This window comes from Flavobacterium sp. SLB02 (assembly GCF_009664855.1).
In the GTDB taxonomy this organism is placed as follows: Bacteria; Bacteroidota; Bacteroidia; order Flavobacteriales; family Flavobacteriaceae; genus Flavobacterium.
Genome location: NZ_CP045928.1, coordinates 2,718,761 through 2,739,549, shown reverse-complemented (window position 1 = coordinate 2,739,549; position 20,789 = coordinate 2,718,761). Strand labels below are relative to the sequence as shown.

General features: G+C 34.2%; 16 protein-coding genes. All 16 read right to left on the bottom strand.

Translation table 11 applies throughout. The features are described 5' to 3' along the window. Window positions 1-207: 207 nt before the first annotated feature. Window positions 208-612: a response regulator gene (locus GIY83_RS10390; protein ID WP_208686818.1), complete on the bottom strand. Its 405-nt coding sequence runs from the start codon at window positions 610-612 to the stop codon at window positions 208-210. Between the two features lies 1 nt (window position 613). Beyond that, the gene (locus GIY83_RS10385; protein ID WP_208686816.1) at window positions 614-1,870 is read right to left on the bottom strand and encodes an ATP-binding protein; all 1,257 of its coding nucleotides are present in this window, start codon (window positions 1,868-1,870) and stop codon (window positions 614-616) included. A 1-nt stretch (window position 1,871) separates the two neighbouring features. Beyond that, on the bottom strand, window positions 1,872-2,171 hold the full coding sequence (locus GIY83_RS10380) for a circadian clock KaiB family protein (protein ID WP_194616713.1): 300 nt from the start codon (window positions 2,169-2,171) through the stop codon (window positions 1,872-1,874). Window positions 2,172-2,175: 4 nt separating this feature from the next. Beyond that, a complete protein-coding gene (locus GIY83_RS10375; protein ID WP_055092894.1) occupies window positions 2,176-2,472 on the bottom strand; it encodes a circadian clock KaiB family protein in 297 nt (98 codons plus the stop codon). 6 nt (window positions 2,473-2,478) lie between these two features. Next, window positions 2,479-4,152, bottom strand: coding sequence for a circadian clock protein KaiC (kaiC, locus tag GIY83_RS10370; protein ID WP_194616714.1), 1,674 nt, complete (start codon window positions 4,150-4,152; stop codon window positions 2,479-2,481). A 402-nt stretch (window positions 4,153-4,554) separates the two neighbouring features. After that, a complete protein-coding gene (locus GIY83_RS10365) occupies window positions 4,555-6,039 on the bottom strand; it encodes a hypothetical protein (protein WP_194616715.1) in 1,485 nt (494 codons plus the stop codon). Window positions 6,040-6,070: 31 nt separating this feature from the next. Next, window positions 6,071-7,849, bottom strand: a complete 1,779-nt coding sequence (locus GIY83_RS10360) for a T9SS type A sorting domain-containing protein (RefSeq protein WP_229029283.1) — start codon at window positions 7,847-7,849, stop codon at window positions 6,071-6,073. A 47-nt stretch (window positions 7,850-7,896) separates the two neighbouring features. Further along, entirely contained in the window at window positions 7,897-8,136 is a 240-nt protein-coding gene (locus tag GIY83_RS10355) for a hypothetical protein (protein WP_194616716.1), read from the bottom strand. Window positions 8,137-8,711: 575 nt separating this feature from the next. Then, window positions 8,712-9,953, bottom strand: a complete 1,242-nt coding sequence (locus GIY83_RS10350; protein WP_208686814.1) for an RNA polymerase sigma factor — start codon at window positions 9,951-9,953, stop codon at window positions 8,712-8,714. 231 nt (window positions 9,954-10,184) lie between these two features. Continuing rightward, window positions 10,185-10,523, bottom strand: coding sequence for a YciI family protein (locus GIY83_RS10345; protein WP_194616718.1), 339 nt, complete (start codon window positions 10,521-10,523; stop codon window positions 10,185-10,187). Between the two features lie 229 nt (window positions 10,524-10,752). Further along, a complete protein-coding gene (locus tag GIY83_RS10340) occupies window positions 10,753-11,205 on the bottom strand; it encodes a carboxymuconolactone decarboxylase family protein (RefSeq protein WP_208686812.1) in 453 nt (150 codons plus the stop codon). Window positions 11,206-11,333: 128 nt separating this feature from the next. Next, complete coding sequence (locus GIY83_RS10335; protein ID WP_194616720.1) at window positions 11,334-11,978, bottom strand: hypothetical protein; 645 nt, start codon at window positions 11,976-11,978, stop codon at window positions 11,334-11,336. Window positions 11,979-12,600: 622 nt separating this feature from the next. Next, complete coding sequence (locus GIY83_RS10330; protein WP_194616721.1) at window positions 12,601-13,359, bottom strand: LytTR family DNA-binding domain-containing protein; 759 nt, start codon at window positions 13,357-13,359, stop codon at window positions 12,601-12,603. Between the two features lie 59 nt (window positions 13,360-13,418). Beyond that, window positions 13,419-14,738 (bottom strand): RagB/SusD family nutrient uptake outer membrane protein, encoded by a 1,320-nt coding sequence (locus GIY83_RS10325; RefSeq protein WP_194614954.1) that lies wholly within the window; start codon window positions 14,736-14,738, stop codon window positions 13,419-13,421. 11 nt (window positions 14,739-14,749) lie between these two features. After that, window positions 14,750-18,091, bottom strand: a complete 3,342-nt coding sequence (locus GIY83_RS10320; RefSeq protein WP_208686810.1) for a SusC/RagA family TonB-linked outer membrane protein — start codon at window positions 18,089-18,091, stop codon at window positions 14,750-14,752. Window positions 18,092-18,116: 25 nt separating this feature from the next. Further along, window positions 18,117-20,717, bottom strand: a complete 2,601-nt coding sequence (locus tag GIY83_RS10315) for a zinc-dependent metalloprotease (RefSeq protein WP_194614952.1) — start codon at window positions 20,715-20,717, stop codon at window positions 18,117-18,119. Window positions 20,718-20,789: the final 72 nt, after the last annotated feature.

Here is a 20,789-nt window from a genome sequence, read left to right as displayed (position 1 = left end):
ATGCTGTTTGTCGATAATTTTTTAAGTAAAACCTTATGAAGATACGTTGTTTTGGATAAAGTAAAAGATTGTTGAAAAATGAAATAAAAGCCTGTTTTGTTTAAGAAAACACAAAACGAGATGTGACAAAAAAAAGAGCTGATCCCATCATCAGCTCTTTTTTATAAGTAAAGAAGTTTTACTATTTATGTGTATTTTAAAATTGTATTATTGTTCAATAATAGACAAAATACTTTTAGGAATTTCATCAAAGCCTTCGATAGAATAAGGTTTTATCAGATAAGCTTTTACGCCCATCAAATCGCATTTTTCTTTATAAACAGGATTTATACTTGTTGAGTACACAAAGCAGGGAATCGTTTTTAAATCGTTATTATTTAAAATTTGTTGCAAAGCCTCAATACCATCAAGTATTGGCATGTTGATATCGGTAAGAATAATATCCGGTGTTTCGTTTGAAGTATCTTCTAAATAATTTAAAAGCTCTTCACCATTGGCAACGAGGCTTACTTTTGCAAAATCTGGATTTTTATTAAAGGTATGACAGATGATATCGGCATCATCGATATCATCTTCAGCTATAATAATATGGAAGTTATATAATTGTGGCATTTTATAAGATTGGGAAATAAAGGTTAAATGTAGTGCCCTCATTCAGTTTACTTTCTACGGTAATATTTCCTGAATGGTTCTCCATGATTTTTTTGCAGATGGCAAGACCAATTCCGTTTCCGGAATATTCATTTTTGGCATGCAGACGCTGAAAAATAGTAAAAATTTTAAGCAAATGATTTTGTTCCATACCTATACCGTTGTCTTTGATCTGAATTTTTAAATATTGTTCAGGCTGGTTTGGAATTTCTGATTCAAAATTATCAATTTGAGAAATCTGAATGAGCGGGAAACCCTCTTTTTTGCTGTATTTAATAGCATTTGAAATAAGATTAGAAAAAAGCTGACGCATTTGCACTCGCGAAGCTTTTAGGGTAGGCAGTTTTCCTATCTCAATAACTGCTTTTTTATCTGTTATTATAATTTCGAGATCATCGCTTACTTCACGGATTATATCGACCAGGTTAACATCTGTACGTTCTTCCTGTGCTGTATGAGAAGAATAACTCACTAAATCATCTACCAGCGAATTTAATCGTAAAGCAGCTGATTTCATGACATTCATAGATTTAGCATCAGCTTCAGAAAGGTAACTGGCATCTATACGACCATTATACATTACAATTTTCCGAAGAGGTTCTTTAAGATCATGCGATATGACATGAATAAACTCTTCCAGATTGGCATTTATTCTGTTTAATTCGTGAATTTTTTCTTCAAGATCTTTTTGATGCTGTATCAAAGCATCTTCGTGTTTTTTCTTCTCCGTCAGGTCTGTAATCACGATTCCAATTCCCTGAACTGCAGGTTCAAGATCTGTTACGGCTATATAGGCAGGAAAAGTATTTCTGTACGTCTCTGTTTTAAACACAATTTCATGTGTGGTAATACCATATTTTAAAGCTTCGATAATGGGTACGAAATTGTCCTTACTATTAAAGTATTCGTAAATGTAATTTCCAATTATTTTTTCAGCAGGCAAGCCTATCAGTTTCGAGAAATAATCATTACAATATAATATCAGCCCGTTTCTCGAAATACTCAGCGCACCTTGTCCAAATTTTTCGATCAGAAGCCTGAAGGTATAATCGGCAGTTTCTAACGAATAAAGTTGTGGGGTCCCATTTGTATTGACCACCAATGCATCGACATCTCCCTCTTTTATGGCATCAACAATACTATTAGATTCATAAAGTTGTTCTTTTAAGGCAGCTATTTCAGCTTGTAGGGATTCTATATTTGTATTATTGTCCTTCAAATTATTCGCGTATGTTTAGGATTCTTAATACCTTTTCTTTGTCTGATAGATCACCAAGAATTATTCGTCTTGGAGCAGGATTTGTTTTAATCAGGGTAGGTATTGCTACTATTTGATGTATTGCCGCCTGTTCTGTATCGCGACTAATGTCTATAATCTCTAATTCGTAATTATCTTTGAGATATTGGTCGCAGATTTTACGCAGGTTTTCGATAGCATGACCTGATTTAACAGACATACCCGAAACAAAAAGCATAAATTTATGTTTGGTTGTACTTGAGCCATCAGATGAATCATCCATTTTTTTAAGAGTTTAAGGGTTTTATATTAAGCCCAACAAGTACTCGTTCCTCATTCGAAAGATCGCCAATGATCTTACGAATAGGTTCTGGAAATTTTCTAACCAATGTAGGTACAGCAAAAATCTGATCACCTTCTGCCAATTGCGGATTTTTAAGCAAATCTACAATCTCAATACTGTAAATTCCTTTCAAATGTTCTTCAGCGTATTTTTTTATATTTTCCAGTGCCGTTATTGATTTTGGCGTTTGGCCTGCAATATATAGTCGTAATTGCCATTCGGCTACAGCTTCTTTTTTCATTTTACTCTATTTTTTTTTCGAAGACATCTTTTCCTGCAATTCTTCTGTAGCTTTCAGGATACTTAACTCTTCCTCTGCAGATTCGAATTCATTTTTAAGTGCTTCTATATTGGCTTCAAGAACTTTGCGTTTGCGCTCAATTTCCCTGTCTTTTCGGCTAATTTCGTTCTGAAGCTTAATATCAGAAATTGTTTTCTTGAACTGATACGTTTTTCTCGCAGCACCGGTTAAGATACCCTGAGGACCTAATTCTACATCCAGTAATTCTATACCTTTATCAGTAATTACAAATTCCCTTACCTGATTAGAATGTCCCATTCCTCGCGCTTTTACAATAAATATCCCGCGGTTTCTTTCGCCAATTCCTTCCATATCACGCACGGTGATCCAGGTATCGACCAATGAGGATACAGATTCTTCTGCAAGATCAGGCCTGAAATTATCCGTTTGTTTATTTAATGACGTAAAAAGTGCTGTAATATTGTTTGCTTTTAGCATATCAATAAGCCTTACCAGCATCGAACGTACTTCATGTTCACTTCCTACTGTGATTAAATTACTAATAGGATCGATAATGATGGTAGTAGGTTTAAACTCCTTTATTAATTTTCGCAACGTAAGCAAATGAAGCTCGAGACCATTTAGCGAAGGTCTTGAAGAATGTATTTGTAAAGTACCGTTGTCAAGATGCTTTTGCAAATTCACATTGATCGATTTCATGTTTCGAACCAATTGCTGAGGTGATTCTTCAAACGCAAAATAAATTGTTTTTTCTTTCTTTTCGCATTGCTCATTAGCAAAGTAGCACGCAATGGTGGTTTTAGCTGTTCCTGCCGTTCCGGATACTAATATATTACTTCCGCGATAAAATCCGCTACCCTGAAACATTTCGTTTAATCCCGGAACTCCGGTCGAAATTACATCCGAAGAGACTTCGTTATCCAGTTTTAATGAGGTGATTGGAAGCACTGATATTCCGTCTTCATCAATAAGAAAAGGATATTCATTTGTACCGTGCGTTGATCCTCTGTATTTTACAATACGAAGCCTTCTTGTAGAAACCTGCTCTATAACACGGTGATCCAGCACAATTACGCAATCTGAAACATATTCTTCCAGTCCCTGACGCGTTAACGTTGCTTCGCCACGTTCTCCTGTAATAATGGCTGTTACACCTTTAGTTTTTAACCAATGAAATAATCTTCGCAGCTCCGCCCTAAGAATCGCCTGATTGTCAAGACCTGCAAAAAGAGATTCTATAGTATCAAGAACCACACGTTTTGCTTTTATCGAATCTATGGCATGGCCTAACCTGATGAATAAACCATCAAGATCGTATTCGCCGGCTTCTTCAATTTCAGATCTTTCGACCCTAACATGATCTACAACGAGTTTTTTATCAGCTTTAAGCTTTTCAAGGTCGAAACCAAGTGATTTTACGTTTAAAGTAAGGTCATCCGAAGGCTCTTCAAAAGACATGAAAACTCCGGGTTCGTTATACTCTGTAATACCTCTAATAAGGAATTGCATTGATAACAATGTCTTTCCGCAGCCGGCACCACCGCAGATTAAAGTTGGTCGTCCTTTAGGAAATCCACCATCAGTAATCTCATCAAGGCCGTCTACTCCCGTAGGAGTTTTGGGAAATATAAAACTATGTGATTTTGATTGTTCTTGCACGCTATATAATATTCTATGTTACTCAAATATACGTTTTCCTATAATATTAACAATTAATATTTATTAAAGATTTAACAGCTGTTTAGTGTAAAATGAAATATTTCACAAATGCTTTGCTAGTAAACATGGGAATAATGTAAAATTTAAGGAAAATTATAAAACGTTTTATTAAAAATCTTTATAACTTATTAGCGGCTTTTTGATATTTTGAACAATTAATTTTTGTCAGAATTAGAATTAGCCAGACCAAAAAAGCATTTTCAAAGTGCTCTCAAGACGTATTATCATCATTAACCTGAATATAAATTACCAGAGAAAGTACAGTTAAAATACATAAAAAAAGGGAATAGTTTAGAGCCTATTCCCTTTTTATACAATCAAATTTTTATTATTAAAGTTAAATTATTTAATAGTAATCGCCATATTTGGCACTAAAATATCGCCAGTAACTCCTGAGTAACGTTGTGCATATACTTCTATAAAATCGTTATTTGATAATTCAACAGATCCATTTAAAGGAAGAACAACAATATCATTTAAAACTGCACCTCTTCCATAAATTTTGTATTGATTCAATGGTACACCATTTTTCGCTATATAAATAATATAGACTGCTACTCCCGGAACCTGAAAAGAAATGGATCCTGCAATCTGAAAAATTCTTTTCTTTTTTCCCAAATATTTTAATCTGTTATTGTTATTGGGGCTTACATCTAAAGCAAATCTAAATAAATTGTACGATGTTGAATTTCCGTTAACTTTTACTGCAGTACTTGGATTTGATGAAGTGAAAGAAGTATTCGCTCCCGATCCAACTAAATAATCCATCGCAAAATCGCCAACCGCATTTGCATCTGCCTCAGTAGGTATTCCGGCGGCTCTTACAGTCCAATTGTTGGTAAAATTATAACCTGAATATGTTCCTGCTGTATATGGTTTTACATATCCAGTAGTGTTTGCGCCTGTAAACACAACTGATTCTAATACAGCATCACCGCTTATAATTGGGTTTGAAGATACGTCAAAACCTATAGCAGTACCCTCAACCTGACTAAAACCGCCTTGCTTTTCTACTAGGGTAAAAGTTCCGGTAAGTTTTTCATAAGTTCCTGTATTATTAGCAAACCATCCCTGATTACTAAGTAACAATTGATTAATGTTATTGTACGTCATTCCGTTTGTATTTGCGGAAAACTGAATGATGCTTAAAAATACTAATCCGAAACCTGAAATTGTACCCACTGTATTAGAATTGGCAACAACACAATCCCTAAATATTAAATTTTGGGTTGCTGCACCACTAAGGTTAAATACGTTTCCGGCTGTTGCTATAATGGTTACACCTTTGATGCTTCCTCCATTTGCTCCTTCAAAAATATTCCCTGTAGTTCGTATGATAATATCGTTATTGGTATCCAATCCCTGAACATACGCATTGTTTAAATCAATAGGAAAATTAAATGGTACTGTGCCATTGATTTCATACAGGGTGTTAGAATTTAAAACATATTTTGATCCACTTCCGGCAGCAAGTTCAGCAGCTAAAACAGTTGCTAAAACATCTGTAGATTTTATACGTTTAAAATTGATTCGACCTGGTACACCGCTAATAATTGGTACCCAGGCACCGGTTGAATAATAATAAAATGTTTTCAAATCAGTATCATACACAATTAATCCCTCTGCCGGAGTTGCAATAGCATTTTTTTGTATGGTTCCCATTCGTGGGGTCAACATTCCTTTTGTACCAGACGTAACATCCAAAACAGAACTTATATTTGGTGTTATCGTTCCAATCCCGATTTGGGCATTTCCTGTTAAAGTAAAAAGAAGAAAAAACAGTACTAATAATGTTTTATTATTTTGAAGTGTAGATTTAGTGATCATAGTTTTTAATATTAGTTAGTTGGGGTATATTTTATTTACCTGAATTTGATATGATAATTTTTTCAATGAACCTTTCATTATCAATGGTTAAGAACTCTGTAATGTAAACGCCGCTGCTGAATCCGCTGGTTGAAAAAGTATAATTCTGATCTGTGCCCAGATCTTTTTTTGATAATACAGTCTTGCCTAAAAGATCATATAATCGAAATGATTTTAGATTTAAATTATTAGGATTTTCGGCCCTTAGTTTACTATTATTATTGTCCTGAATAATGAAGAATTTTTTTGCAGCATTCTCACCAATGCTAAGTGTGTTGCCGTCTTTAAAAGTGATCTTGAAGCGGTCATTGTATATTCCGGGAACAACAGTAACCTGATAAGTTCCATTTTTAATGTCATGATAAGAATCATCAAGCGCATCATAAATGTAAATTTTCTGCTCGTTATCGAAGTTTATTACTTCCGGAATATGAAATTTAAAACTAGCGGTACTAGTAACTTTTACCGTAAGGGCTATTTTCTTTGTAACATCAAAATTGACTCCCTGAATTACATAGCTGCCGTTTTCTAACAAAAAAGTAATGTCGTTAGGGAGTGCGTCATCCATATTTAAGGCATCGATTCCAAAATCGACTCCATCTGTCGCTGTTGGTACAAAAGCCAATGCTAATTGTCTTGTAAATTGATCGTCAATGATAGTATTCAATTTAAAATGCGAAACCTCTTCAATAACTTCTTCAGTAGTTTCTTTTTTAGCTGGTTTTTCAAATTGCGATGAACCGGAGCCATCTTTCACCAGGACTCTGTGGCTATTTTTGAATGTGGCAGTTCCGCTGGCAGTAGCACTAATTACGAATCCCTGCCCTATAGGAGAATATTGTCTGTTTATTACAATACCAGATGATGCGCCACCATTATTTACGGAGCCATCTCCGTTATAAGAACTAAAAAAAGCCGGTACATATATTCCGGAAGAAACCAAATCTATAGGGGAATAAGATCCGTAACCTCCTTTGTAATTTATAAGTGTGTGGGAGTTTACCGTTTTATCCTGTTGCCAAAAATAGGCCACTCCACCAGTTGAGGTGTTAGACGGATCTAAAAGAAAAGCATTCAGGTGCAAAGCCGAAGGGTAGGGATTACCTGTCAGGGTTGCGTTATTGATACCTAAAGTAATGCTGATATTTCCATCATTAGGTTTTCCTCTAAAATCATATCTCTGCGCACTTCCCGAATTGTTGGTTACTCCGGTTCCTTCAGGATCTGTTGCATCTGTTCCGCTTGTGCCCTTCATAGAAAAACCTTCGCCGGGAGCCAATGTTGTAGCTCCGCCAACAAAAATCCATTGCGAATAATTATTGGCATTAATTAATTTATAAATCCACTTTGAGGCTATTGCAAGTGGGTTAGAGGTTCCGTTCGAATTACTTGCAGGTAAAATAGCAGCTGTTGTCGAAGCAATCGAACTTGTTGGACTGCTTAACATCGTAATTCCAAAATTCTCATTTCCGGAGGCAGCAGAAGCATTTCCTACCGGAGAACACCAATAGTTATAATCAAAATTGTCTGAAGTACCTTCCTGATAAACAGAGACAACACCTAATCCTGTATTGAGAGACGCTGCCGAAGTTCCTTGTAATAATTGTGAATTATTTCTTAAATATAAATTTGAACTTGAAGCTAAATTGATATCCTGCTGAACATATAAGACTTCATTTTTGACGTACATGCTAGCATTGGGACTAAAATAAATCTGTGAGATAGATTTTGTACTTACCAGCATCAAAATGAGCAAAGTAGTTTTTTTCATGATTTTCATTTTTTTAGGGCATTAATAGCGTATGTTTTTTGCTTGCATCATGACTGATCTGATTTTTCGATGAACGATTTTGAGATAAGTTTTGGTCTTTTTAAAAGAAAAAAGATGCCTAGCAAAACGCCGCTTACAAATAGAATAGAGATTTCGCTGTTTATTGGTACCGGATCACCTACAGGAGGGGGTATAGATCTTGGCTGCGGAGGAAAAGGAGCAGCAACACTTTTAATAGTTACACTAATAAATAAGAGTAGCAATAACTGTAACTTTCTAATTTTCATATGATATTTTTAGATTTGGGTAAATAAAATTCATGAAATCGAAATTATTTTTAGTTTATCGACGAATCAATTGGTAAGAATAATGGCATAAAAAATAAGAACGGCTTATAGTATAATAGTGATTTAAGCAAATCGCACCTAGTGCTTAATCTGCTGGTAAAGAGGGAATGATGGAACAATGTGTTAATTTGTGAAGCAATCCGACAAGAATTTCAATTTAATCTTGTAATAAGTAAGCTTTTCGTACTTTTAAGATCTATTAGGTTTAATAGAAGTAGGTAGGTTTCTTTTAAATATATTAAAATTTTACCAGGTATTTTTAAATATTTTTAAAGATTTAATATTTTATAATAATAAATATTGAAAAATTCGTGAATTTTATACAAATGCGTGACGAATATTTTATTTGAGAAAAGAATAGTCGACTGACAAAATAATGATTGACTTTTAAGTGAAGTTTCTTTTATTAAATAGCAAATTTTGCATAATAATTTTTAGTATAAATTAAAATGCAGGCAAAAGAGAAGATTGTTCTTTGAAGGTGGATCTAACGTAACAAATAACTTATTCTTTCGTTAATTATTTTTGTTGGAAAGTTCCAGCATGTTTCTACTGATAATATTTTTATCAGAAACAGTTTTGGCTAAACCAAAGGCAGTTTCAAAGTGCTGCAAAGCTTTTTGGTTATCGTAACCTGAATATAAATTGCCGAGTAAAGAATAATAAAAATGATTATCATTTAATTGAAGTTTTTCTGCTTCAGCAATAGCTTCTCTTTGCCCTACTACTTTAGATAAAGCGTAGGTTCTGTTTAAAGCTACAATTGGCGAATATTCTAAAATAATCAAATTGTTATACAATTCTAAAATATGCTGCCATTTTTCATTGGTATCTTTTTTCTGGGTGTGCCAATACGCAATTCCGGCCTCGAGATGGTATTTAAAAAGCGTATTTCCGGTAGAGGACTGACTCATAAAATATGTACCCTGGTCTATCAATTCCTGACTCCAAAGTGATTCATCCTGATCCTGATACAAAATAATTTCGCCGTTTTCTGTTGTTCGGGCTTCGAATCTTGAGGAATGAAAACACATTAAAGCCATTAATGCATTAGTTGCAGGTAAATTGGTAGATTCATTTTGAATTAGAAGATACGTAAGGCGCATGGCTTCGGCACAAAGATCTTTTCGCAAAGTAGTATTTTGCGAAGTAGAGTAGTAGCCCTCAGAAAATAAAAGATAAATGGTTTTGAGTACCGTATCTATTCGTTCTTTTATTTCAATAGGGTTTGGATTTTGAATTTTAATATTTTCTTCCTTAAGTTTCTCTTTTGCGCGATTGATTCGTTTATAAATTACTTCTTTGTTAGACAAAAAAGCATCTGCAATTTCACTGATTCCAAAACCGCATAATAAATTTAGGGCAAGGGCAATCTGGGCTTCATCAGAATTACACGGATTACAAACCGTAAATATCATCGCCAATTGGCTATCTGCAATATTCTGGTCAGATAAATCAATTTCGATCTCGGGATTGCTTATTGGGGAATTGTATTTTATTTCGGTTACAATTTTCTTTTCGAAAATATCATTTCGTTTAAAGTAGTTTTTCGTTTTGTTTTTAGCCACGGTATACAGCCAGGCCGTTGGATTTTCAGGAATTCCTTTTATCGCCCAGGTTTCTGATGCAGTCAAAAAAGTATCGCTCACAATATCTTCGGCAATCTCAATATGATGAATGCCAAAAAGACTGCATAAAACTGAAACGATTTTTTGATACTCGGTTCTGAATAAATGGGGGATGAGTTCCTGGTTCATAAATTAAGTTAAGATTATAGAATATAGAAAAAAGAGTATAGAAAAAAGAATATAGATTCAAGAAGCAAGAAGCAAGATTTTAGAGTAAAGAGTTATCATAAATAGTTATAAAGAATGTAAGATCTATAATCTGCAAATCCATAAATCCATAAATCTTGATTCTATACTCTTTACTCTTTACTCTTTACTCTTTCCTCTTTTTTCTTTTTTCTTTTTTCTATCTTTTAAATTCTACATAGCCTGACGTATCTCTACATTTCCTCCCAAGTTCAAAACCGGACATCCTTGTGCTATTTCTGCAGCTTCGTCGTAATCTTTGGCTTTTATGATGATGAGTCCTCCAATAGATTCTTTGATTTCTACAAAAGGTCCGTTAGTGACTCCTTTTGCTTTGCTGACTACTTTTCCCTGTCCGTCCCATTTTTGCAAAGGCCTTGCGAGTTTATCTTGCGCGGCCAAACCTCCAAACCAGTTTTGCCATTGCTTCAAATGTTGTTGTAATTCTTCCGGTGAAGGCTGATTTTCTTTGGTTGTAAAATCTCTTCTGAATATTAATATGAATTCGTTCATTGTTTATTTTTTATATGTTTGATTTCAAATATTTTCACGCAGATTTTAAAAGATAGAAGCAAATTCAAAAATGATTATTCAAATTAAATCTACTCAATCTGGCAAATCTGCGAGAAATAAAAATCTTTTTAATCCTTTAATCTGTGGCCAATGTCTAATGAAAAAAGCTGTCTTTTATCTAAGATATAAATTTAGTGTTTTACCTTAAATAAAAAACAGCCTGATGTATTTATCCAAATTGTCCTACTCTGTAAGTTCCCGGAGTATTAGGAAAAGCAAGGTTAAAACGATTCCAGGTGTTGATGGTGGTAATTACAAGCGTAAGATCTATCAATTCCTCGTCTGAGAATTCGCTTTTTGTAATAGCGTAAACTTCATCATGAACCTGACAAGCGGTTACAGCTTCTGCCCAGGCCAATGCAGCTCTTTCTCTTGATGTATAATACGGAGTTTCTCTCCAGGCGCTTAAACCAAATAAACGTTGCGGAGTTTCGCCGGTTGCCAAAGCTTCTTTTGAGTGCATGTCTAAACAATACGCACAGCTGTTGATTTGTGATACTCTAAAATCGACTAAATCCAAAAGTGATTTTTCAAGTCCTGATTTTTTGATATAACCGGTAATGGCAAATAAAGTACTTAAGGCTTTTTGACCTTTTTCGAATGCATTAATTCTAGTTTCCATAATGTATAATTTTTAATGTTATACCCTAATGACAACTGAACTTTCGAGACTGGACAAATTTTAGAAAAAAAAGATAAAATTTTAAAAAAATATTTTAAAACCCTTGATTTTACTGAGGTTTCAAATTCTTAATTGACAATTAAATCTATATTTTTAGAATAGTTAGACAATAAAGGTTTGCCATTAAAACTATTTGTCATTGTCCACGGCACAAGCTGTCCTTTTTCGATGATTTCTTTTTTAGAATAAACCATACTAAAATACATTTCGAAATCATTTGGATTTTTTGGAATACCCTTATTTTTTGACTCTTCGGGAATATCTTCGTAATAGTATGTGGATTGTTTTAAGACAGGATATTTATTCAGTAAATAATCATTTAAAGTAAATCTCGGGCCATCACCGTGGTATAAATCTTCAAATAAAATGGGCGTAATGGTGAGACTTTTAATATTCTGTTTTAAACTTTTGTATTGATCTGAAGTGGTAGAAAAATCAGATTCTTTCAAATTATCTTTTTGAGACAATTGCCTGATAACTGACAGTCGGACATAATCGCCATGGATTTCGGTTACCTTAAATACAAAATAATATTTTTGGTAACTCTGACTTCCGTTAATGCCTGTTTCTTTACTAAAAATAAAGCTTCCTAATTGTAGTTGATGTTCTTTTGTATTGATGGCTTTTTTCCACATATAAGGTTTGTAAACTTTTTCTCGAATGAGATAAAAAACGATTAATGTGATAACGGAAATAAGGATTATTTTTTTCATTTGTCTGGATAGTAGGAGCGAAGTGCTTTTACAAATATCAACAAATTCCAATTATGATTGTAAAAAAAAATAATAGCCACAGATTAAAAAGATTAAAAGGATTTTTTTTAAAGATTTGCTAAATCTGCTGAATCTGCGTGAAAAAAATTAAATACATAGAGACATAGCTTTTAGGATCGTGTAAAAGGCGTTTCACTTAGAATATTATCACATAGTGCAATCGCGAAACGATCCGGGAAAAAATAGCCACAGATTAAAGGATTAAAAGGATTTTTTAAAATATCTGCTGAATCTGCTAAATCTGCTTGAAAAAATTTAAACACATAGAGACATAGCTTTTAGGATGATGTAAAAGGCGTTTCACTTGGAATATTACCACAAAGTGCAAATGCGAAACGATGCGGGAAAAAATAGCCACGGATTAAAAGATTAAAAGTATTTTTTTAATATCTGCTGAATCTGCGAAATCTGCGTGAAAAAAAAACAAACAGAAAAATAGATTTTGCAAACTAAAGATAGACATTGCCACATAGCTATGTGAAAGAAATGAGTTTCTCATTATCTTCTTTCTCAACTATAAAACCTATGTCTCTATGTGTTTAAAAAAAATAAGCACAAAGTATTAAGAATCCAGCCAATTCTTAAAATTATTAATTTCCTTTTTACTTAAAATAATAGGTTCAGTATCCGGAACATCGACATTGAATAAAATTTCGATTTTCTGACTCGAATGTTTGATGATTTCCTGAATATGATGGCGGTTGATGATGTATTTTCGATTGATTTTAAAAAAAAGAACAGAATTAAGTTTATTGACCAAATCTTTTAGATTGCTGTTATACAAATAGCTGCTGCCGGAATTGGTGTAAATATACATATGCTTTCCTGTAGCATAAAAATAGGTAATCGAAGTGTCATTTATAGAAAGGAGTTTATCTCTGTGATTGACTAAAAAATGATACTGAACGTTGCTTTGATTTTCAATTTCGACCAAAGATTCAACAATCAGGTTGGTGTTGAAGGTTTCTTTTATGTTTTTGTATTTTAGTAAAGCTTCATGTAATTCCTCTTCTTCATATGGTTTTAGAAGATAATCGATGGTGAAATGTTTGAAGACTTTTACGGCATAAGAATCGTAAGCGGTAATAAAAATAACAGGACATGAAACAGTTGCCTGCTCAAAAATGTCAAGACTTTTTCCGTCTCCTAAATGAATATCCATAAAGGCAAGATCAACAGTATTTACTTTAAAAAAAGCAACGGCATCTTTTACAGATTTCAGTACCGTTATTTCATTAATCGAAATGATACTTTGCTGTTCTAAAATAGATTTGAGATAGCTTGAAGCCAAATGTTCGTCTTCAATAATAACTACTTTCATTACGTTTAGTTTTCTGTAAAGTTAAAAAAAAAGCTCCGTTAAAAACGGAGCTAATTTTATTACAATTCAGGATTGTTTAAACGGGCATCAAGAGGAAATGGAAGCGTATAACGCGGATCATTTTCTATTAATGTATAATCCTGATCATTAAAAGTATGAATGATTTGTTTTTGAGTGGTTCTTCGCAAATCAAACCAACGGTGACCTTCTACAGCAAACTCACGTTGTCTTTCCTGAGTAATAAAATCAAGAAGCTGAGTTTGTGTCATAGCAGCAATCGATGAACTTAAGGCGTTAAAAGCCGTTGCAGTATATCTGTTTTTGATAAAAGTGATTACAGTTGTTCTCGCTGTTGGCAGATCGTTTAATTGTGCTGATGCTTCTGCTTTGGTTAAGTACAATTCAGCTGTTCTGAAAGTACATTTTTGAGCGATATCACCCCCTTTTCTGAATCTGTATCTGCTTCCGCTTGCCTGATAATACAAAGCAAAACGTAAGTCGTTTGTTTTATCATAAACCCCTGTTAAGGTTGGCGCAGCATAGGATGTCCCTTTTAAAAGATTAATAAAAGGATCCTCAAGCGCTAGTATAGATTCTGGTCCGTTATAAAGATTAGGCAAAGCAGCTGTTGTGTTTAAGTTGATTAAAGCACTTTTGTATGTCATGGCTTTATCTGCAGCTTCAATAGCTTTAGCCCATTCTTTTCTGTAAAGGAAAATACGAGATTCCATAGCATATAATGAAGCTTTAGAAAAACGGTAGTTTATACCCGCTGTTTGAGTATCTAAATTCAATAATTTTCTAGCCTCTTCATCATCAGATAAAATCTGGTCGTAAATAACAGCGACACTTTGGGGAACATAAGCCTGTTCTAAATCTATTTTTAAAGCTAATGGAACTCCTCTGTCTGTTGCAGCTGTTGCAGCATTATAAGGTTTACTAAATATGTTCAATAAGTCAAAGTAAGTTAATGCTCTTAATGCATAAGCTTCTCCAAGTAATTGATCTTTCTCTGCAGAAGGCGCTAATTTTGCGCTTGCTTCGTTGATGATCACATTCGTATAGAAAATTCTGTTGTACAAACCAGCATACGGAAAACTGTTTGTTGTTTTATCAGGATTGGCATCTTTCCAAATATAATGATCCCTGTAGAAAGTGGCATTATCATTAAATTCATCTAAAACCAATTCGTCTGCTCTAATAGCAGATAATGCTTTATGAATAGCTGTTATAGAATAGCCTTTTGTCATTATTGCTCTATAATCAGTTAAGGTTTCCGGAATTACTTTGCCAACCGGTTCAACATCAAGATAATGGTCGCAGCTTACAGTCGTAATGGCTACACCGGCAAAGAATACGTATTTTAATATATTTTTCATTTTAAATCAGATTAAAAAGTTAGGTTACATCCTAAAGAAATTGATCTTGGGATTGGTTGTGCATAGATATTTCCGAATGTTTCCGGGTCAAAGTAACCTTTATAATCAGAGCTGATTACAAATAAGTTTCTTCCTTCGATACTAAATCTAATGCTATCCATAAACAAAGTTTTTGTTGCAGTTTTAGGCAATGAATATCCTAAACGAACACTGCTTAAACGCATGTAACTCATTTCGTGAACCCAGGTATCCAGATAATTGTAAACATTAAGTGGTGCTCCGCCAGAATACCATTGGTATGCCATCCATGAATCTCCTGTTCCTGAAGTCTCACTGGTAATTCCTGGTATGTGTGAACCTGTATTAGTAGGTGACCATGCATTAAGAACATCTGTAGTGTAGTTTTGACCACGATCTAACGTTGTACCATTAAAATTTGGTTTCTCAACAACGGTTTGTTTAAGATTGAAAGTAGTAGCAATTGTAAGATCAAAATTATGAACTTTAAAAGTGTTGATAAAACCACCGGTAAATTTAGGATCTGCATCTCCAACATAACTAAACAAATCTCTTGTTTCTTCATCCGTAAGTTTTGATTGAGATAAAACGCCAGGGAAGAAATCTGCATAAGGATCAAAAAGACCAAAAAGAGTTTGTGTGCTTACAGTTTCTCCTTTTTTGTTTACAAATAAAGGGAAACCACTTTCATCAATTCCTGCTGTTTTTAATGCAAATACGGCATTAACAGGTAATCCTTCTCTTGATGGTAAATAACTATTAGATCTTGTCTGAATACGATCAACCTTGCTCTTATTGTGAGCAAAATTTATAGTGGTATTCCACTTAAAGTTCGGGCGATCAATGTTTCGTGTAGACAAAGCTATCTCATATCCTTTATTCGTTACCTGAGCCCAGTTAGCGTTTGTAAACTCAAAACCGTTTTCAACAGGAAGCGATTGTAAACCAATTAAATCGGTACTTTTTCTTCCGTAAACATCTGTTACAATACTAATACGGTTATTGAACAAACCAAGATCCATCCCAAAGTTGGTATTCTCTGTCTTTTCCCATCTTAATTTATCATTTGGAGGAGAAATTACATTAATAATAGGTTCTGTTTGCCCCGGTAAAATAACTACCGTTTTGTTTTCTCCAACTACATAGGGAGAAGTGTTTTTATCGATATTTCCTTGTAAACCGTAAGATGCACGTAATCGTAAATTAGAAACTACTTCATTACCTTTTAAGAAATTTTCTTCAGATACTGCCCATGAACCGGAAACTGCCCATAATGGTAAGTATTTGTATTTAGGATCTACACCAAATAAATCTGAACCGTCGTAACGAACACTTCCAAAGAAAGTATATTTTCTGTCATAAGTATAAGATGCTGTTGCAAAAAACGATGCAAATGCATTTTCGTTTTCATTCTTTAAATACGTTCTGTAGTTTGCGTCAGCTGCATAATTTTCAGTTGGAAAAACAATTTGAGTTGTAGTCAACGTTTTTGGGTCGAAACCAAAACCTTTTGTATTGATAGCTGTGCTTTTGTTTTTTCTTAATTCATTACCCACCATAAATTCTAACTCATGTTTTCCTCCAAGAGTGGTGCTATAGTTCACCATCGTTTTCCAGTTATATTGAAAAAAGTCAGTGTTTGAATTTTGAATAATTCCGCCAACAGGAAGGAAATAAGTATAAGCTCCGTTTGCAAATACACTTGTTTTTTCTCTTTCTTTTCGGGTATAGTAAGTGTCTTTACCGGCATATTTTTCAGAGGCATTGTTGTCAAACTGTAAACCAATTTGTGTACTTGCTTTTAATCCTTTTGTAATATTATAATCAACATCAAGCAATGCTTTTATAGATCTTGTTGTCAATTCATAATTGGTATTTTCTCTTTCTTCTAAGTAATTAAAAGGAATATATACTCTTCCGTTTCCATATCCAAGCATATCTTTATCATAATTATAACTTCCATCAGCGTTTAATGGCGTTAGATATGGATTTGCATTTCTGGAGTAATTAGCAGGATTGGTAAAAGTGTCTGTATCTGAAATATAAGATGATTTCTTGCTTTGCGTACCAAAAATTCCAACACCAACATGCAATTTATCGGTTACATCAAAGTTGTTTTTTAAGGTAAGGTTGTATCTGTCAAAACCAGTTCCTATAGTAGCACCTTCTTCATTGTAAGCTCCTAAAGAGAAATAGTAATCAGATTTTTCTCCACCACCAGATAAACTTAATGTATACTGTTTATTGATAGCACTTCTGTACAATAAATCACCCCAATTAGTATTGACATTTCTTAAAGCGTTGATTGAGTTTTGTGTTGCTGGACTTAGAGACGAAAAACCTCCCGATCTGTAGGCTCCTAATTCATTAGCCTGATTAAGAATACGGGAAATTTCTCCATTACCGTCTCTGTAAGTCAAATCCTCTCTTGAAGCCAGCGAAAGTTCAAAATCTACTTTTTGAGAAGAATTTAAAAGGTTTAATTTAGAAAAATCAGGTTTTTGAGTCACGAAAGTATTTACATTCAAATCTACTTTCATACTTCCTTTTTTTCCTTTTTTAGTCGTTACCACAATAACTCCGTTTGCAGCTCTTGCACCGTAAATGGCAGTTGCAGCAGCATCTTTTAATATGGTAATATCTTTAATATCTTCAGGATTTAAACCTGCGATAGAAAAATTGCTCAATACGTCAATATTGTCTTTGTCGTAGTTTTGAGGAACATCATTTCCTTCAAGAGGTAAACCATCTAAAACCCATAACGGATCCTGTGCACCATTAAGAGATGCTGTACCACGAATTCTGATTTTTGAGATCGTTCCCGGAGCTCCTGTTTGTTGTGTTACGGCAACACCCGCAACCTGACCAATTAACATTTGATCCAAACTCGCCACACCCGCTTGTTTGATATCTGCCATTTCAACTTTTGCAACAGCTGAAGTCAGTTTTCTTTTTTCGATCTTTTGGTAACCTGTAACTACAATTTCTTTTAATTCGCTTACGTCAGATTTTAAAGAAATAGTATATTGGTTTTTATCTGTAATATCAATTGTATAAGGCAAATATCCCATATAGGAAACTCTTAAACTTTTGATGTTACTGTTGATTTTGAATTCGAATGCACCATCAAAATCAGTTACTGTACCTAGGCTTGCGCTCGTGATGACCCCTTTTTGTTCTGTGTTGTTGGATATAGAACTGTTCTCGACATAAACAGTAACTCCCGGTATCGGCAGTCCGTCTTTGGCGTCCAGTACTTTTCCTTTAATAGTCCTTTCCTGCGCATACCCCGAGAGGGCAAGTAGGAAACTCAGCATGTAAAATAAATTCTTCATTGGTTTGTTTTTGGATTGTGTTAAATTATAGTGTGTTGTTTAATGCTTTTTCGATACGTTGAATGAGGTCGAAATAATGGTTTTTCGTTTCCTGATTGCCAATGTTTCTCTTTGTTTTCAATAATTGCAAAATCTGATTTAATTCGCCTTTTTTATCAGATGTAACTTCAGAAACTCTTTTCAGAGCCGACTGATTAATATTACGTGCCATTTTAGATTCCTCTAAATAATCACATAAATGAGGCATGCTTAATGTTTCTTCTAACTGAATAATTTTTTTAGTATCTGTTTTTTCAAAAAGTTTGTTGGTAGAAACAATTAAAACATCTACATAGTTTTTCTGTGTCATACGCTCCATAATCGTAAGTGATTTGTTTTGGATCGTAGGAGCAAAAATGCTTTGGTGTACTGTTTTGAATAATTGTGTTACCGTGAATACATTTTCTTTTACCTCGTTACGCTGATACAGTTCGTTTTCTGTCATTCGCAATAAACGATCGTCACTTAACAGATTGTATAAAACTCCATATTGTAATTCTCTTGCCAATGTATAAGGCGTGTATTCGTAAGGCCCAAGAGGTGAATCTTTCAACGGATTTGTTTTATCCAAAATCGGGTTAAAAAACAGCCATTCCGGAAGTTTAATACTATTGTTTAATAAGTAAGAAACCGCTCTTTTCTGGATCGCAGCCGGAACCGCTACATAACTTTGTTTGTTATCACCATGAACTGTAGTATTCAAATAAATACCACCAACATTGGTTAATACATGATAGTTGTACAAATTCCATTGGCCAATTGCACCAATATATAGTTTACCCGTTTGGTAATAAGATTCATCCTTATCATACGTCCATTCCAGGATTTTTCCAACAACTCTTTTTAAGTTTTTAAGTCCGTATTCGCTGGCTTTCATAGCGTCATCACCCAAATCTTCAGATTGTGAACGAGGATCTATTGTACTGTCACCGTCTTGTTGTTCTCCGTAGAAATAAACAGGATCATTTTGGTGTTTCGAGATCAGGGCGTTCAACGCATTGTGTTCTTCTGTTTGATCTGCATACCATCTGTAACCCCATTCGATAGCATATTTATCGTATTCACCAATTTTTGGCGTGATAGCTTCTACATTATCTTCCGGTTGAGCGATATAATTGTAACGTGCATAATCCATGATCGAAGGAGCAGTTCCTCCCATTTTTGCTGTAAAAGCTGGTGATCTTAATGATTCTACCGGATAAGCAAATGAAGCACCCATATTGTGTTTCAAGCCAAAAGTGTGTCCAACCTCATGAGACGATACAAAACGAATTGCTTCTCCCATGTGTTCATCGCTAAATTTGTTGCCTCTTGCTTTTGGGTCAATTGCTCCGGTCTGAATGCGCATCCAGCTTTGTAATGAAGTCATTACATTGTGCCACCAGATAATATCAGATTCAATAATTTCACCGCTTCTTGGGTCTACAACCGCAGGTCCCATAGCATTTGATTTTGGCGAAGCCACATAAGTAATCACGGAGTAGCGTACATCATCAATATCAAAATCTGTATCTTCTTCTGTAGGTTCTTTTGCGATAACGGCATTTTTAAAACCTGCTTTTTCAAAAGCGGCCTGCCAGTCGCGAACTCCTTCTATAATATAAGAGCGCCATTGTTTTGGTGTCGATGGATCGATATAATAAACAATAGGCTTTTTAGGTTCTACCAATTCGCCTTTTTTGTATCTTTCGATATCTTCTTTTTTAGGCTCTAATCTCCAGCGCGTAATCAGTTCTTTTTCGAGCATGGCATGTTGATTATCACTAAAATACCAGTGTTTCTCAGAGAAATACCCAACACGTTTGTCGGCAAAACGAGCCTGCATAGGTACTTTATCCAATAAAATAATATTAGAAGTAACACCAATTGTAACCGAAAGGGCAGGACCGCCTTCAGCAACAGAAGTAGTCAGTTGCGATTTTACGACAATATTTTTAGGAAACGTTTTCACATTTTCTATATACGAAAGTTCAGATTTTACAGATCCTCCAAAACCAATATTGCTTAACACATCATTAAAACTTTTTTGTTTTCCGTCGAAAACCTTATTGGCTTTGATTACTACTGATGTCGAATCATTGTTTTTGGTTTCGATATCAAAAACTTCGATAATCGATTCTGAGAAATTGCTGTTGACAGATTGTGTAATAGCATCTCCAACCGGCGATGAAACTTTAGGTACAGATGATTTTACCCAAACTTTTTTGGCAACAAGATCTTTATGAAACGTGATGATTTTATTCTCGTAATTCATTCCTTTATTTAAACCTGCATCATTAACAGGTAAAGGAACATTTGAAATTTTATTGACAACCAAAAACTCTCTTTGAAACAATGAATCATTGATCTCCAGGTAAAGGTCTGTTTTTACCTGAATGGTATTGAACAATCCTTTTTTGAAAGTCCCTTTTTTGATAAGGTCATCATATTTTTGTCCTTTCGAATTTTTTAATGAATCCTTAACTTGTTCTGTTTTGTCTTCTTTATTCTTTTTATTCTTTTTTTGAGCCATCATAGTACTAGTATTCAGTACCAATACCACCAAAGCGATATTTTTTAGACTTCTCAACAATGCCTTTTCTCTCATAGAAAGTTAAGTTTAGGTTAATTTTTGGCTAAAAATATTGCATGAATTACGTTAAAAAAAGCAAAATGGAGT

Coding starts and splice junctions, on each gene's coding strand:
- GIY83_RS10390 (WP_208686818.1), bottom strand. CDS start 612: ATGCCACAATTATATAACTTCCATATTATTATAGCTGAAGATGATATC.
- GIY83_RS10380 (WP_194616713.1), bottom strand. CDS start 2,171: ATGGATGATTCATCTGATGGCTCAAGTACAACCAAACATAAATTTATG.
- GIY83_RS10375 (WP_055092894.1), bottom strand. CDS start 2,472: ATGAAAAAAGAAGCTGTAGCCGAATGGCAATTACGACTATATATTGCA.
- GIY83_RS10365 (WP_194616715.1), bottom strand. CDS start 6,039: ATGATCACTAAATCTACACTTCAAAATAATAAAACATTATTAGTACTG.
- GIY83_RS10360 (WP_229029283.1), bottom strand. CDS start 7,849: ATGAAAAAAACTACTTTGCTCATTTTGATGCTGGTAAGTACAAAATCT.
- GIY83_RS10355 (WP_194616716.1), bottom strand. CDS start 8,136: ATGAAAATTAGAAAGTTACAGTTATTGCTACTCTTATTTATTAGTGTA.
- GIY83_RS10350 (WP_208686814.1), bottom strand. CDS start 9,953: ATGAACCAGGAACTCATCCCCCATTTATTCAGAACCGAGTATCAAAAA.
- GIY83_RS10345 (WP_194616718.1), bottom strand. CDS start 10,523: ATGAACGAATTCATATTAATATTCAGAAGAGATTTTACAACCAAAGAA.
- GIY83_RS10340 (WP_208686812.1), bottom strand. CDS start 11,205: ATGGAAACTAGAATTAATGCATTCGAAAAAGGTCAAAAAGCCTTAAGT.
- GIY83_RS10335 (WP_194616720.1), bottom strand. CDS start 11,978: ATGAAAAAAATAATCCTTATTTCCGTTATCACATTAATCGTTTTTTAT.
- GIY83_RS10330 (WP_194616721.1), bottom strand. CDS start 13,359: ATGAAAGTAGTTATTATTGAAGACGAACATTTGGCTTCAAGCTATCTC.
- GIY83_RS10325 (WP_194614954.1), bottom strand. CDS start 14,738: ATGAAAAATATATTAAAATACGTATTCTTTGCCGGTGTAGCCATTACG.
- GIY83_RS10320 (WP_208686810.1), bottom strand. CDS start 18,091: ATGAAGAATTTATTTTACATGCTGAGTTTCCTACTTGCCCTCTCGGGG.
- GIY83_RS10315 (WP_194614952.1), bottom strand. CDS start 20,717: ATGAGAGAAAAGGCATTGTTGAGAAGTCTAAAAAATATCGCTTTGGTG.